The sequence below is a fragment of the Halopseudomonas oceani genome, from assembly GCF_963677335.1.
GTDB classification, from domain to species: domain Bacteria; phylum Pseudomonadota; class Gammaproteobacteria; order Pseudomonadales; family Pseudomonadaceae; genus Halopseudomonas; species Halopseudomonas oceani.
The window spans coordinates 568,080-581,333 of sequence record NZ_OY781932.1 but is presented as its reverse complement, the minus strand read 5'-3'; the positions used below and the strand labels follow the sequence as shown (position 1 = coordinate 581,333).

Here is a 13,254-nt window from a genome sequence, read left to right as displayed (position 1 = left end):
GCGCTTACGCCTCCCGGGCCAGCGAGCTATCGCCGAGGGCGTTGCGTTTTTTCAGATGGATCAGCAGCAGGCTGACGGCGGCCGGCGTCACACCAGGGATACGTGACGCCTGCCCGAGAGTCTGCGGACGCACATCGGCCAGCTTGGCGCGAATTTCGTTCGACAGCCCGTTCAGACTGGCGTAATCCAAATCCTCGGGCAGGCGGGTCTGCTCGTGCTGACGCAGACGCTCGATTTCTTCCTGCTGACGCTCGATATAACCGGCGTATTTGGCCTGAATCTCGACCTGTTCGGCGGCATCGGCCGGAATGTCACTGGCACCGGTCAGTTCAACCAGCGCGGTGTAATCCACTTCCGGGCGGCGCAGCAGATCCAGCAGGCTGTATTCGTGGGTCAGCGGCGTACCGTACTGGGCGCTGTAAGCCTTGCCCTGCTCGCTGGCGGGCTGTACCCAGGTGCTGCGCAGACGCTGGGTTTCCTGCTCGATGGCTTCGCGCTTGGCATTGAACACCGCCCAGCGCTCATCATCGACCAGACCTAGCTCACGGCCCTTTTCGGTTAGTCGCAGATCGGCGTTGTCCTCACGCAGCACCAGGCGGTACTCGGCACGCGAGGTGAACATGCGGTAGGGCTCGCGGGTACCCATGGTGATCAGGTCGTCGACCAGCACGCCAATGTAGGCCTCGTCACGACGCGGACACCAGGCGTCGCGCTCCTGCGAGCGCAAGGCGGCGTTCAGACCGGCCAGCAGGCCCTGGGCACCGGCCTCTTCGTAACCCGTGGTGCCGTTGATCTGACCGGCGAAAAACAGACCGTCGATGACCTTGGTTTCCAGCGAGTACTTCAGGTCCTGCGGGTTGAAGTAATCGTATTCGATGGCGTAACCGGGGCGCAGGATATGCGCGTTCTCCATGCCCTTGATCGAGCGCACGATCTGCAGCTGCACATCAAACGGTAGCGAGGTGGAAATGCCGTTCGGGTACAGCTCGTGGGTAGTCAGGCCTTCCGGCTCGATGAATACCTGGTGCTGATCCTTGTCGGCGAAACGATGGATCTTGTCTTCGATCGACGGGCAGTAGCGCGGGCCGATGCCTTCGATGACCCCGGTGTACATCGGCGAACGATCCAGATTCTCGCGGATGATGTCGTGGGTGCGCTCGTTGGTGTGGGTGATCCAGCAGTTGACCTGCTCCGGATGCATTGCGGCATTGCCCATGAACGACATCACCGGAATCGGCGTATCGCCTGGCTGCGGGGTCATCTGGCTGAAATCAACACTGCGACCGTCGATGCGTGGCGGAGTGCCGGTTTTCAGCCGATCCACCCGCAGCGGCAGTTCACGCAGACGCTGGGCCAGCGCAATCGCAGGCGGGTCACCGGCGCGACCGCCAGAGTAATTATCCAGACCGATGTGAATCAGGCCGCCAAGGAAGGTGCCGGTGGTCAGCACCACGTTGCCAGCCAGAAAACGCAGGCCCATCTGGGTAACCACACCACGAACCTGCTGGTTTTCGACAATCAGGTCATCGCAGGCCTGCTGGAAGATCCACAGATTTTCCTGATTCTCCAGGGTATGACGGATGGCGGCCTTGTACAGCACGCGGTCAGCCTGGGCTCGGGTGGCACGTACGGCGGGGCCTTTGCGGCTGTTGAGCACACGGAACTGGATACCGGCTTTATCGGTAGCCAGCGCCATCGCACCACCCAGCGCATCGATCTCCTTGACCAGATGGCTCTTGCCGATCCCGCCAATCGCCGGGTTGCAGCTCATCTGACCGAGGGTTTCGACGTTATGACTGAGCAGCAGGGTTTTTACCCCCATACGGGCAGCAGCGAGTGCAGCTTCGGTACCGGCATGGCCACCGCCTACCACTATGACGTCAAAACGGCTGGGGAAATCCACCTGTCACCTCGATTGTCAGGCCTGTGCCTGACGCGGAAAAAAGGGGCTGATTATAGGCCCAAGGGGAAAAAATTGCAGCTTTGACTGAACACTTTTTGTACAGCGGGTCGAGTGGGGGAAAACGGACAGATAGATATAGATAAGAAAAGAAAGATTTATATAAACCTTGAATTAGTTAATGTATATGGTCAGCCACTTTTCTGTGGGTAAGTCATAAAAGTATTTATAGATCATAACCTTGCGTCAACCAAAAGGTTGTGTGAAAGCGGTCGTTGGATGGGGGTAAAAGCCGGGGGTAGCCTGTGGGTAAAGGTGTCGGTTATCCACAGGGTGGTTTCGCCCCAGACTATCCCCAGGGTTATCGACCGGGTTGGGGCCGGGTTTTCCACAGACTTTATTCGCCTGACTTTTTGATATTTCGCGCTGTTCAGGTGCACACCTCTCGCTATCATGTGCAGATTGCACACCTTTTTCAGCTTCGCTCCCGGCCTATTGCCGGGAAAGCTGTGTGCTGGCATAGCGGTTGCTATATCACCGGTGATGCACGTCTGCAGGGCTGCAGGCGCCCTTTTCACCATGCGGAGATACCCAATGAATCAGTCAGAGCACACCACGGACCCGGATTACCCGTTGAGCCCGGTGCCGGAAACAGCGCGCAAGAGCATGTGGTCAATGAGCTTCGTGCTGCTGGGCTTTACCTTCTTCAGTGCCACCATGTGGGCTGGCGGCAGCGTTGGCGCCGCCTTCGATTTCTCGACTACTCTGTGGATCCTGTTAATTGGCAACCTGCTGCTCGGCACTTATGCAGCCATCCTGGGCTACATCGCTGCGCGCTCGGGGCTGAATACCGCATTGATGAGTCGCTACGCCTTTGGTGAGATTGGCAGCAAGCTGTCCGATTTCATTCTCGGCTTTACCCAGATCGGCTGGTACGCCTGGGGTACAGCAACCATGGCGCTGCTGCTGGTAAAAATGACCGGTTTGCCGGAAGGGCTGACACTGCCGCTGATGGTGGTCTTTGGGTTCGGCTTCTGCATCAGTGCCTTTGTTGGCTACCGCGGTCTGGACTTATTGTCGCGTTTCGCGGTGCCGGCGATGCTGATTCTGATAGCGGTCAGTCTGGGTATCGCCACTCAAGACGCCGGCGGTCTCTCCGGCCTTGGCGCCATCGTCCCCAGTTCTGAGCTGAGCGTGGCCGCGGCGATTACACTGGTATTCGGTACCTTTGTCAGCGGTGGTACCCAGGCGACCAACTGGACGCGCTTCGCGAAATCCGGCAAGGCTGCTGTCATTGCGACCCTGGCAGCGTTCTTTATCGGCAACGGTCTGATGACGCTGGTGGGGGCTTTTGGCGCGCTGGTCTATCAACAAGCTGACATCGTCGACATTCTGGTAGCACAGGGGCTGGCCACACTGGGCGTGCTGATGCTGTTCCTCAATCTCTGGACCACCCAGGACAACACTGTCTACAACTTTGCAGTGGCCGGTTGTAACCTGCTGCGCACCGAACGTCGCCGCACCATCACCGTCATCGGCGCAGCGATTGGCACCCTGCTGGCGGTGCTGGGCATGTATGAGTGGCTGATTCCCTTCCTGATCCTACTGGGTACCTTCATCCCGCCGGTTGGTGGCGTGATCATGGCCAACTATTTCGTAACCTGGCGCGGCCGCTACGCAGATCTGGGTTCCACTACCCTGCCCGCGTTCAATGTGGTTGGTCTGATTGCCTACGCGCTGGGCTCGCTGGTGGCGTATACCTCCAACTGGATTGCGCCGGTGGTTGGTGTGCTGGTGGCTGCAGCGTCCTATGCGCTGATCGCACTGGTGGTCAGCGCGGTCAAGGAACGTCGAGCTACCGAGCTGAGCAATCTGTGAGTTCGCTGCTGCGAACCCTCGATGTACCAGCGTTGCCTGGGCTCGGAGCCATCCAGCTGCGTGCCGGCCACGCGGGTGCGCAGCGCATTGTCCGCTGGCCTTATGTGGCGGAGAACCGTTCGTTTACCCCGTGGATCAAGGGGGGCGAGCTTGTGTTCATCACTGGGATTGGTCGTCACCATAGCGTCGATAACCTGTTTGAACTGCTTTACGAGGGGGCCACGGCCAAGGTCGCGGGGCTGGTGATTCTGACTGGTGACGCCTACATCGGTCGCCTGCCCGCCGCCCTGCTGCGCTTGGCGGATCAGCATCAGCTGCCGCTGCTTGAGCAGCCATATTCGCTGCCGATGGTGACGGTGACTGAAGTGATTGGTCGCGCCATCGTGCAACGTGAGCAGTTGGCCTGGCGCGAAACCGAGGCCAGAGCGAGCAGCCTGCTGGAGAAGCTGCAGCTACGCATTGGCGACGTAGAAGCACGAGCTGAGTTTATCGCTCCCTGGTTTGCCGAGCATCAGACGCTGTTGCAGCAACTGGCACCGACCATTGATGCCTGGTTGCGGCATGGGGGCAATGTCAGCGCGGCGGCCGCTGCACTGGGCAGCCATCGCAACTCAGTGCGTAACCGCCTGGACCGCCTGTTTCGCGTTACCGGACTGAATCCGGCCAACCCCACAGACATCTACAACCTGATTCTGGCTCATGTGCTGCTGCACGAGCCCATTACCACACCCGATTTTGGAGATTTCCCATGACCCAGACGCTGTCTGCCATCATCAATGCGCGCCTGCCCGGCCAGAATGGCCTGCACCGGGTTGAGATCAGCGCTGGCCGGTTCAGCCGGCTCAGTGCGCAAGCAGACGTTAGCCCTGCGGCGGCCGATGAACTTGATGCCGCCGGCAATCTGCTGCTACCGCCTTTTGTCGAACCGCATATTCACCTCGATGCTGCGCTCACCGCCGGCCAGCCGCGCTGGAACCAGAGCGGTACCCTGTTCGAAGGTATCGAGTGCTGGGGCGAGCGCAAGGCGACGCTGAGCCGGGATGATGTCATCAGCCGTGCCGAGCAGACGCTGAAACTGTTTGCCGCCCACGGCATTCAGTACGTGCGTACCCACGTTGATGTCACCGACCCGCAGCTGACCGCGCTGCGGGCTATGGTTGAAGTACGTGACCGAGTGCGGGAATTTGTTGATCTGCAGATTGTTGCCTTCCCGCAGGAGGGCATTTTGTCCTTCCCGGGCGGTAAGGAGCTGATGCGTGAAGCGGTGACGGTGGGTGCCGATGTGATTGGCGGTATCCCGCATTTTGAGTTCACCCGCGACTACGGCGTGGAGTCGGTCAAGCTGCTGATGGATCTGGCCGAAGCCAATGATTGCCTGGTGGACGTGCATTGCGACGAGATTGACGATCCGCAGTCGCGCTTCCTCGAAGTGCTCGCCGCCGAGGCGCTAAGCCGTGACTACGGCAGCCGGGTCACCGCCAGCCACACCTGTGCCATGCATTCCTACGAAGACGCCTACTGCAGCCGACTGTTCCGTCTGCTCGGCAAGTCGGGCCTGCGCTTTGTCGCGCTGCCGACCGAGAACCTGCACCTGCAGGGTCGGTTTGATGGATACCCGAAACGCCGGGGCATCACCCGGGTGCCCGAATTGCTGGATGCCGGTCTCAAGGTCTGCTTTGGTCAGGATTCGATCCGTGATCCCTGGTATCCGATGGGCAACGGTAACCTGCTTCGCACGCTGGATGTCGGCCTGCATGCCTGTCACATGCTCGGTATGGAGCGAATTGAAACCGCGCTGGAAATCGTCACCGATAACGGCGCTGCGGCGCTCAATCTGAGCGAGTACGGCATCGCGGTCGGCAACCCGGCGCGCTGCATGGTGCTGAACGGCAGCACACCGTATGAAGTGTTGCTGAATCAGAGCCCGGTTCTTGCGTCGGTGCGCGATGGTCGCTGTCTGGTACAGCGTGCCGCGCCGGTGCACGAAGTGGCTGGCTGGAACTGATAACGCACGCCTCTATGCTAAGGTGACCGGTCGGTTCTGCGATCTTGAGGCGCGCTGTGTCACCTGCCAGCAACGACGGTTTACCCATGCCCAGACGACTCGGCGCGATCATCGCGATTGCGCTGGGCGTCACCATGGCCGTATTGGACGGCATGATTGCCAATGTCGCGTTGCCTACCATCGCCGATGATCTGGGGGCCAGCGCGGCCAATTCCATCTGGGTGGTCAACGCCTACCAGCTGGTAATTGCGGTCAGCTTGCTGCCCCTGGCTTCGCTTGGCGACCTGTGGAGCTACCGGCGTATCTATCTGATCGGGCTGGCGGTGTTTTCTGCCATGTCGATAGTCTGCGCCCTGAGTGATTCACTGTTGCAGCTGACCCTTGCGCGCATGCTGCAGGGGCTGGGTGCAGCAGCGGTGATGAGCGTCAACGGCGCCTTGACCCGGCTGATTTATCCCCGTGCGCGCTTGGCCCGCGGTGTGGCGCTCAATACCCTGATTGTCTCGGTGGCCGCCGCTGCCGGCCCCAGTGTGGCAGCTGTTATTTTGTCTCTCGCCAGCTGGCCCTGGCTGTTCGCTGTCAGCGCTCCCGTTGGCCTGCTGGCCCTGTTGATGGGCTGCAAGTTTCTGCCCGTCAACGAAGGTGCACCGAGCCAGCGCTTTGATTTGCCAAGCGCGGTGCTCAACGTACTTACCCTGGGTTGCTTCTTTATGGCTGTTACCGGTGTAGCCCAGGGCCACGCCGGCTGGTGGTTGCTCGGGCCATTGTTGATTGGCGGCCCGCTGGGTTGGCTGTTCGTGCGCCGACAGCTGAGCCGCAGCATGCCGTTGCTGCCGGTGGACCTGCTGCGCATTCCCATCTTTGCCCTGTCGATCGGCAGTTCGGTCACCGCGTTCGCCGGGCAGATGCTGGCGATGGTCTCCATCCCCTTCTATTTCCAGCAGCAGCTTGGACTCAATGCTATGCAAACCGGTTTGCTGATGACGCCATGGCCGCTGGCGACCATGGTTACCGCGCCCCTGGCCGGGCGCCTGCTGGAGCGTTTTCACGCGGGCTTGCTGGGTGGTATTGGCATGCTGCTGTTTGCCGGAGGTCTTTGGGGGTTGGCAGCATTACCGGACAAGCCGGGAACTGGCGCAATACTCGGCTGGATGGTGCTGTGCGGCGCCGGGTTCGGGCTGTTCCAGTCGCCCAACAATCACACCATCATTACCGCTGCCCCCTTGCACCGCAGTGGCGGCGCCAGTGGCATGCTGAGCACCGCCAGGCTGGTTGGCCAGACCAGCGGTGCGGCGCTGGTGGCGTTGATGTTCAACCTGTTCGTCGACAATGGCACCCATGCCGCGTTGATCGCCGCCGGTTGCTTTGCCTGCCTTGCGGCGGCTGTCAGTACATTGCGACTAAACCAGCCGCGCTCGGGGTAACGGTTACTTGCCGATGCAGAAGCTGGAGAAAATCCGTCCCAGCAGATCATCGGCGGAGAACTCGCCGGTGATCTTGCCGAGCGCCTGCTGCGCCATGCGGAGGTCTTCAGCCAGTAGCTCGCCGGCACCCATCAGAGTCAGCTGATCATGGCCGTGTTGCAGGAAGCTCGCCGCCTCCTCCAGCGCCTCCAGGTGACGGCGTCGGGCACTGAAGAGACTTTCGCCGGTTTGCTCAAACCCCATGCAGGCCTTCAGGTGGTCGCGCAGCAGGTCGATGCCGTCGCCCTGACGGGCCGACAGGTGCAACACCACTGAGCCGTCGGCGGCGGTATCGAGCGCAACGGGCTCGCCGGTGACGTCTACCTTGTTGTAGATCAAGGTGACCTTGGCCGGATCAGGGCGTTGTTCGAGGAATTCCGGCCACAGCAAATCCGGGTTCTTCGCTTCCGGCTGACTGGCGTCGACCATCAGCAGAATCCGGTCTGCCTCGCCGATGGCGGCCATGGCGCGCTGCACACCAATGCGCTCTACCTGATCCTCGGTATCGCGCAGGCCGGCGGTGTCGATGATGTGCAACGGCATGCCATCGATGTGGATATGTTCGCGCAGGATATCCCGCGTGGTGCCGGCAATATCGGTGACGATGGCGCTCTCGCGCCCGGCCAGCGCGTTGAGCAGACTGGACTTGCCAGCGTTCGGGCGGCCTGCGATCACCACCGTCATGCCATCACGCAGCAGCGCGCCCTGCCCGGCCTGGCGCTGGACCTGGCTGAGTTCAGCTTGCACCTGCTGCAGTTGATTGAGCACATGCCCGTCGGCGAGAAAATCGATTTCTTCCTCGGGAAAGTCGATGGCCGCTTCGACATAGATGCGCAGCGCAATCAGCGACTCGGTCAGGCTGTGGACCCGCTGTGAGAATGCGCCCTGCAGGGAGTTCAGTGCATTGCGCGCGGCCTGCTCGGAGCTGGCCTCGATCAGATCCGCAATGGCTTCAGCCTGGGCCAGATCCAGCTTGTCGTTGAGGAAGGCGCGCTCGCTGAACTCACCGGGTCTGGCCTGGCGTGCTCCGGCGGCCAGACAGGCCTTGAGCAGCAGATCCATCACCACCGGGCCACCGTGGCCCTGCAGCTCCAGCACGTCTTCACCGGTAAAGGAATGCGGGCCGGGGAAGAACAGCGCGATGCCTTCGTCCAGTGTCTGCTCAGTAGACCAGAACGGACCGTAGTGGGCGTAGCGCGGTTGCAGGTCGCGGCGGGCGATGCGCTGAGCAATCTCTCGGGCTGCGGGGCCTGATACCCGGATGATGCCGACTCCACCTTGGCCGGGGGCCGTCGCCAGCGCGGCAATAGTATCGGCGTGATAAGGCTTGCTCATGGCGACTCCGGTGTTTTCAGTGGATAGCAAAACGCCCCGTAAACGGGGCGTTTGACTGGCGGTGTGCCGAACCTTAGTCCTTGCTCGCAGCGCCCTTTTCGATCTGGCGGGTAATGTACCACTGTTGTGCGATCGACAGACAGTTGTTGACTACCCAGTACAGCACCAGACCAGCCGGGAACCACAGGAAGAAGAAGGTGAAGACAATCGGCAGCATCTTCATCACCTTGGCCTGCATCGGGTCCGGCGGCGTCGGGTTCAGCTGCTGTTGCAGGAACATGGTCGCGCCCATGATGATCGGCAGGATGAAGTACGGGTCCTTCAGCGACAGGTCGGTGATCCAGCCCAGCCATTCGGCTTGACGGATTTCGACGCTTTCCATCAGGGTCCAGTACAAGGCGATGAAGACCGGCATCTGCACCAGAATCGGCAGGCAGCCACCCAGCGGGTTGATCTTCTCTTTTTTGTACAGCTCCATCATGCCCTGGGACATTTTCTGACGGTCATCGCCGTACTGCTCACGCAGCGCCTGCAGCTTGGGAGCAACGCGGCGCATGTTGGCCATGGAGCGATAGCTGGTTGCAGACAGCGGGAAGAAAATCAGCTTGATCAGGCAGGTCAGCAGGATGATGCTCCAGCCCCAGTTGCCGACGAAGCCGTGGATCAGGCTGAGAACCCAGAACAGCGGCTGGGCAATCCACCAGAGGAAACCGTAATCGACGGTCAGGTCCAGGCCGGGGGAGATGGCTTTCAGATCGTCCTGAATCTTCGGACCAGCATAGAACTCGGCAGAAATGGTGCGTTGTTCGCCTGCAGGTACCTGAACGGCCGGGCTGGTGAAACCGATGATGTAGTTACCCGCGCGATCCTTCAACGTGCGATAGGTGTGGGTGCCATCAGCACTTGGAATCCAGGCACTAACGAAGTAGTGCTGCAGCCAGGCAGCCCAACCGCCTGTCACAGATTCCTTCAACTGGCTGTTCTTCTGCTGCATGTCGTCCAGTTCGGACAGCTTCAGCTTGGTGTAGGAGCCATCTGCACTCCAGTAAGCAGCACCGAGGAAGGTGGCCATACCGGTTGCGGTCGAGCTGGATGGATCACCACTGCCGTCACGCTTGAGCTGGCCGAACAGGCTGCCGCTCCAGACCTGTGCACTCTGGTTGTCAATCAGATAACTGACATCAACCAGATAGCTGCCGCGGGTAAAGGTGAAGCGCTTGGTGAAAGCAACGCCGTCACTGGAGGTTTTCAGGTCAACAACCAGCTGCTCCTGACCGTCAGCCAGTTTGTAGCTGTTCTGCTCGACGCTGTAGCGCGCGCGGCCCGTTGCCTTGTCCGGGCCCTGTTGGCCAGTCAGACCGCTCTGGGCAACGTAGGTACGGTTGCTTGATTGCTCCAGCAACTGGAACGGCAGGTCAGGACGGTCCTTGCGAGTCGGATACTCGGGCAGCGAAAGCGAGACGATGTCGCCCCCAATCGGGTTGATGCTCAGCTTTAGGGTATCGGTCTCGACCTGAACCAGCTGACCATCGGCGGACGGAGTCGCCACCGGAACCTGAGCCAGCGCCTCACCATCGGCATTGATCGCTTCAGGCACGTCGCTGTTGGTGTGATCAGCAACAGCAGCAGGGTCATCACCGGGCAGGTCACTACTGTCTTGCGGAGCTACCTGGGTTTGGGCTGCGGGAGCAAGATCCTGCTGAACAAAATCCTTGTTCCACTGCACCACCATCAGATAGGTGATAACCAGCAGAGCACCAATGAGGATATTTCGTTGGAGGTTCATGGTTTGTTGGCCATTCGGGTCGGTCGGTTGGCAGAAGCTGGGGGTACCGGATCATATCCACCGGGGTTCCATGGGTGACAACGTCCAAGGCGGCGAGCACTGAGCAAGCCTCCCTTGAGAAGACCATGTTGTTCGATGGCTTCCTGGGCGTAGCAGGAACAGGAGGGATAGAAACGGCAGTGACTGGCCATCATGGGACTGATAGCGTAGCGGTAAACCTTGATCAGCCCTAACGCGATGCTACGCATTGGATGATGGGAGTCCAGGGTCACGTGAGCGGTTTTTGGCAGCAGATTTGATCAGCCTGCGCCACATACTCTGATACAGGGCATGTAACGCAGTATTGTCCAAGTCGCCTACTCCCTTGCGGGCAAGTACGACAATGTCCAGATTGCCCAGCTCAGCGCGATGCTGTCTGAACGATTCGCGGGCAATGCGTTTGACCTTGTTACGGTCCACCGCGTGCCGGACATTTTTTTTGGCAATGACCAAACCCAGTCGCGCGTGGCTCAGAGAGTTTTCTCTGGCCAACAGCAGCAGACTGGGTCCTGAGGCTTTACAGGTGGCTCCATCGAATACGGTCTTGAACTGAGCAGGTTTGAGTAACCTGTATTCAGGGCCGAATCCGAGATCCACCTGGTTACCGGGTCTTAGGCTGACAGGCGTGCACGGCCTTTGGCACGACGGCGAGCCAGAACAGCACGGCCGTTCTTGGTGGCCATGCGTGCACGGAAACCGTGGTTGCGCTTGCGCTTCAGTACGCTGGGTTGGAACGTTCTTTTCATCGTCAGATACCTGAGTAAGTTACATCAGAGCAAAGTGCCCCTTCGAGGGACCGGCAATTCTAGAGAAAAAGGATCCCAAGGTCAATTTCCTTTCTGCTGTTCGTGAAGATAGAAATATTTATGAAAAGAGAATTTTAGAAAGATTAAAGATATAGCTATATATAAGGGCGACCTTTTCTGTGGGTAACCCCGTTTTTTCCTTTTGGATCATTAGGTTGGCGAAAGCACAAGGGTGTTGAGAAGCCGTTGCCAGATGGCATGCACTCCTGTGGCTTGCCTGTGGACAAGATGGCTTGTTATCCACAGGTGGAGTTATCACCAGCCTCCCCCCTCTGTTGCCAACAGACTTGAAGGCAGGTTTTCCACAGTGTCCACGGCGCGCTATTTTCGTGGGATTACGGGTTTTTCCTGATTCTTTCCCGCCGTCGACCCGTTTGCAGAGGCGGGACTTTTTGTCGCTAGTACGGGCACGCGTGTGGATAAGTAGGGGGGGAGCAGATAGAATAGAGCGCTCTGCCAGCGCCGCTTTCCACAGTTGGCAACGGTCCGTTTTGTATTCAATAAAAGCCGCTGATATCAGTGGTCCCGGGGGAATTCAGTGTCTGTTGCACTTTGGCAGCAATGCATCGATTTTTTGCGTGATGAGCTACCATCTCAACAGTTCAATACCTGGATTCGCCCATTGCAGGTTGACGGCGATCAAGCTGAAATTCGGTTGTATGCACCTAACCGCTTTGTGCTCGACTGGGTGAACGACAAGTACCTGAATCGTATTCAGGAGCTGATGGATGACCTGTCTCAGGGACAGGCGCCGATGGTGTCGTTGCTGATTGGCAGCCGTCGTGCTTCGCCCGCAGCGGCTTCTGCTGCCCCTGCCAGCGCTCCTGCGTCCAGACCGGCAGCAGCACCGGCACCTATCCCGGTTGCCGCACCAGTGACGCCGGTGGTGGTTGAGTCTCAGCCTCAACAAACGCTGGTTGATCACAGCGGTAGCGCCCAGGCGGCAGCAGAGCTCGCTGGAACCCCTTCGGAACCACCTCAAAGCCCACCTGCCCTGATCAAGCACACCAGCTTGCTCAATCGCAGCTTCACCTTTGAGAATTTCGTTGAGGGTAAATCGAACCAGTTGGCGCGCGCAGCAGCCTGGCAGGTCGCAGACAATCCCAAGCATGGTTACAACCCCCTGTTCCTTTATGGGGGGGTTGGTTTGGGTAAGACCCACCTTATGCATGCGGTCGGTAATCACCTGCTCAAGAAGAACCCAGCCGCCCGCATCGTCTATCTGCATTCCGAGCGTTTTGTTGCCGATATGGTCAAGGCTCTGCAGATGAACGCAATCAACGACTTCAAGCGTTACTATCGTTCGGTGGATGCGCTGTTGATTGATGACATCCAGTTCTTCGCCAAGAAGGAGCGCTCTCAGGAAGAATTCTTCCACACCTTCAATGCCCTGCTTGAAGGCGGACAGCAGGTTATTCTGACCAGCGACCGTTACCCGAAAGAGATCGATGGTCTGGAAGAACGTCTCAAGTCGCGTTTTGGCTGGGGGCTGACCGTTGCGGTTGAGCCGCCCGAGCTGGAGACCCGTGTCGCAATTCTGATGAAAAAGGCCGAGCAGTCGCGGGTGGACCTGCCACACGATGCTGCGTTCTTTATTGCCCAGCGTATCCGCTCCAACGTGCGTGAGCTGGAAGGTGCGCTCAAGCGGGTGATTGCCAGTGCGCATTTCATGGGACGCGACATCACCATTGAACTGATTCGCGAATCGTTGAAGGATTTGCTGGCCTTGCAGGATAAATTGGTCAGTATCGATAATATTCAACGTACCGTTGCCGAGTACTACAAGATCAAGGTGGCCGACGTGCTGTCCAAGCGTCGTTCACGTTCCGTTGCCCGGCCACGCCAGGTCGCGATGGCGTTAGCCAAAGAGCTGACCAATCACAGTTTGCCGGAGATTGGCGATGCCTTTGGCGGGCGTGATCACACGACGGTATTACACGCCACGCGCAAGATTGCCGAGTTGCGTGAAACGGATGCGGATATCCGTGAGGACTACAAGAATTTGTTGAGGACGCTGACGACCTGAGTTCGTCAGCCCACAT

The 13,254-nt window shown here is 59.2% G+C and carries 11 protein-coding genes; 5 read left to right on the top strand and 6 right to left on the bottom strand.

The window, feature by feature from the left end; genetic code table 11:
- Positions 1-4 precede the first annotated feature (4 nt).
- Complete coding sequence (gene mnmG / locus ACKPCU_RS02605; RefSeq protein ID WP_321349673.1) at positions 5-1,903, bottom strand: tRNA uridine-5-carboxymethylaminomethyl(34) synthesis enzyme MnmG; 1,899 nt, start codon at positions 1,901-1,903, stop codon at positions 5-7.
- A 591-nt stretch (positions 1,904-2,494) separates the two neighbouring features.
- On the opposite strand from mnmG, the gene codB reads away from it, so the two are divergent.
- The 4 genes from codB (at position 2,495) to ACKPCU_RS02585 (ending at position 7,207) form a co-directional block, all read left to right on the top strand.
- Complete coding sequence (gene codB / locus ACKPCU_RS02600; protein ID WP_104736704.1) at positions 2,495-3,778, top strand: cytosine permease; 1,284 nt, start codon at positions 2,495-2,497, stop codon at positions 3,776-3,778.
- A complete protein-coding gene (locus tag ACKPCU_RS02595; protein ID WP_321349671.1) occupies positions 3,775-4,530 on the top strand; it encodes a PucR family transcriptional regulator in 756 nt (251 codons plus the stop codon). Before codB ends, ACKPCU_RS02595 begins: the two co-directional genes overlap by 4 nt.
- On the top strand, positions 4,527-5,783 hold the full coding sequence (gene codA, locus ACKPCU_RS02590; RefSeq protein WP_321349669.1) for a cytosine deaminase: 1,257 nt from the start codon (positions 4,527-4,529) through the stop codon (positions 5,781-5,783). The genes ACKPCU_RS02595 and codA overlap by 4 nt, the downstream gene beginning before the upstream one ends.
- 86 nt (positions 5,784-5,869) lie before the next feature.
- Positions 5,870-7,207, top strand: a complete 1,338-nt coding sequence (locus tag ACKPCU_RS02585) for an MFS transporter (protein ID WP_321349667.1) — start codon at positions 5,870-5,872, stop codon at positions 7,205-7,207.
- 3 nt (positions 7,208-7,210) lie between these two features.
- On the opposite strand, the gene mnmE is transcribed toward ACKPCU_RS02585, so the two are convergent.
- From mnmE to rpmH, 5 genes are all read right to left on the bottom strand, one after another.
- Positions 7,211-8,581 (bottom strand): tRNA uridine-5-carboxymethylaminomethyl(34) synthesis GTPase MnmE, encoded by a 1,371-nt coding sequence (gene mnmE / locus ACKPCU_RS02580; protein WP_321349665.1) that lies wholly within the window; start codon positions 8,579-8,581, stop codon positions 7,211-7,213.
- A 73-nt stretch (positions 8,582-8,654) separates the two neighbouring features.
- The gene (yidC, locus tag ACKPCU_RS02575) at positions 8,655-10,367 is read right to left on the bottom strand and encodes a membrane protein insertase YidC (protein ID WP_104736708.1); all 1,713 of its coding nucleotides are present in this window, start codon (positions 10,365-10,367) and stop codon (positions 8,655-8,657) included.
- Positions 10,364-10,615, bottom strand: a complete 252-nt coding sequence (gene yidD, locus ACKPCU_RS02570; protein WP_104736709.1) for a membrane protein insertion efficiency factor YidD — start codon at positions 10,613-10,615, stop codon at positions 10,364-10,366. The genes yidC and yidD overlap by 4 nt, the downstream gene beginning before the upstream one ends.
- A complete protein-coding gene (gene rnpA, locus ACKPCU_RS02565) occupies positions 10,608-11,003 on the bottom strand; it encodes a ribonuclease P protein component (RefSeq protein ID WP_321349662.1) in 396 nt (131 codons plus the stop codon). The genes yidD and rnpA overlap by 8 nt, the downstream gene beginning before the upstream one ends.
- Positions 11,004-11,017: 14 nt before the next feature.
- A complete protein-coding gene (gene rpmH, locus ACKPCU_RS02560) occupies positions 11,018-11,152 on the bottom strand; it encodes a 50S ribosomal protein L34 (RefSeq protein WP_074496262.1) in 135 nt (44 codons plus the stop codon).
- A 598-nt stretch (positions 11,153-11,750) separates the two neighbouring features.
- Here rpmH and dnaA point away from each other — a divergent pair.
- Positions 11,751-13,238, top strand: coding sequence for a chromosomal replication initiator protein DnaA (gene dnaA, locus ACKPCU_RS02555; RefSeq protein ID WP_104736711.1), 1,488 nt, complete (start codon positions 11,751-11,753; stop codon positions 13,236-13,238).
- Positions 13,239-13,254 lie beyond the last annotated feature (16 nt).

Bases quoted from the DNA above. Each gene is read 5' to 3' on its own strand.
- codB (WP_104736704.1), top strand. From the start codon at position 2,495: ATGAATCAGTCAGAGCACACCACGGACCCGGATTACCCGTTGAGCCCG.
- codA (WP_321349669.1), top strand. From the start codon at position 4,527: ATGACCCAGACGCTGTCTGCCATCATCAATGCGCGCCTGCCCGGCCAG.
- ACKPCU_RS02585 (WP_321349667.1), top strand. From the start codon at position 5,870: ATGCCCAGACGACTCGGCGCGATCATCGCGATTGCGCTGGGCGTCACC.
- mnmE (WP_321349665.1), bottom strand. From the start codon at position 8,581: ATGAGCAAGCCTTATCACGCCGATACTATTGCCGCGCTGGCGACGGCC.
- yidC (WP_104736708.1), bottom strand. From the start codon at position 10,367: ATGAACCTCCAACGAAATATCCTCATTGGTGCTCTGCTGGTTATCACC.
- yidD (WP_104736709.1), bottom strand. From the start codon at position 10,615: ATGCGTAGCATCGCGTTAGGGCTGATCAAGGTTTACCGCTACGCTATC.
- rpmH (WP_074496262.1), bottom strand. From the start codon at position 11,152: ATGAAAAGAACGTTCCAACCCAGCGTACTGAAGCGCAAGCGCAACCAC.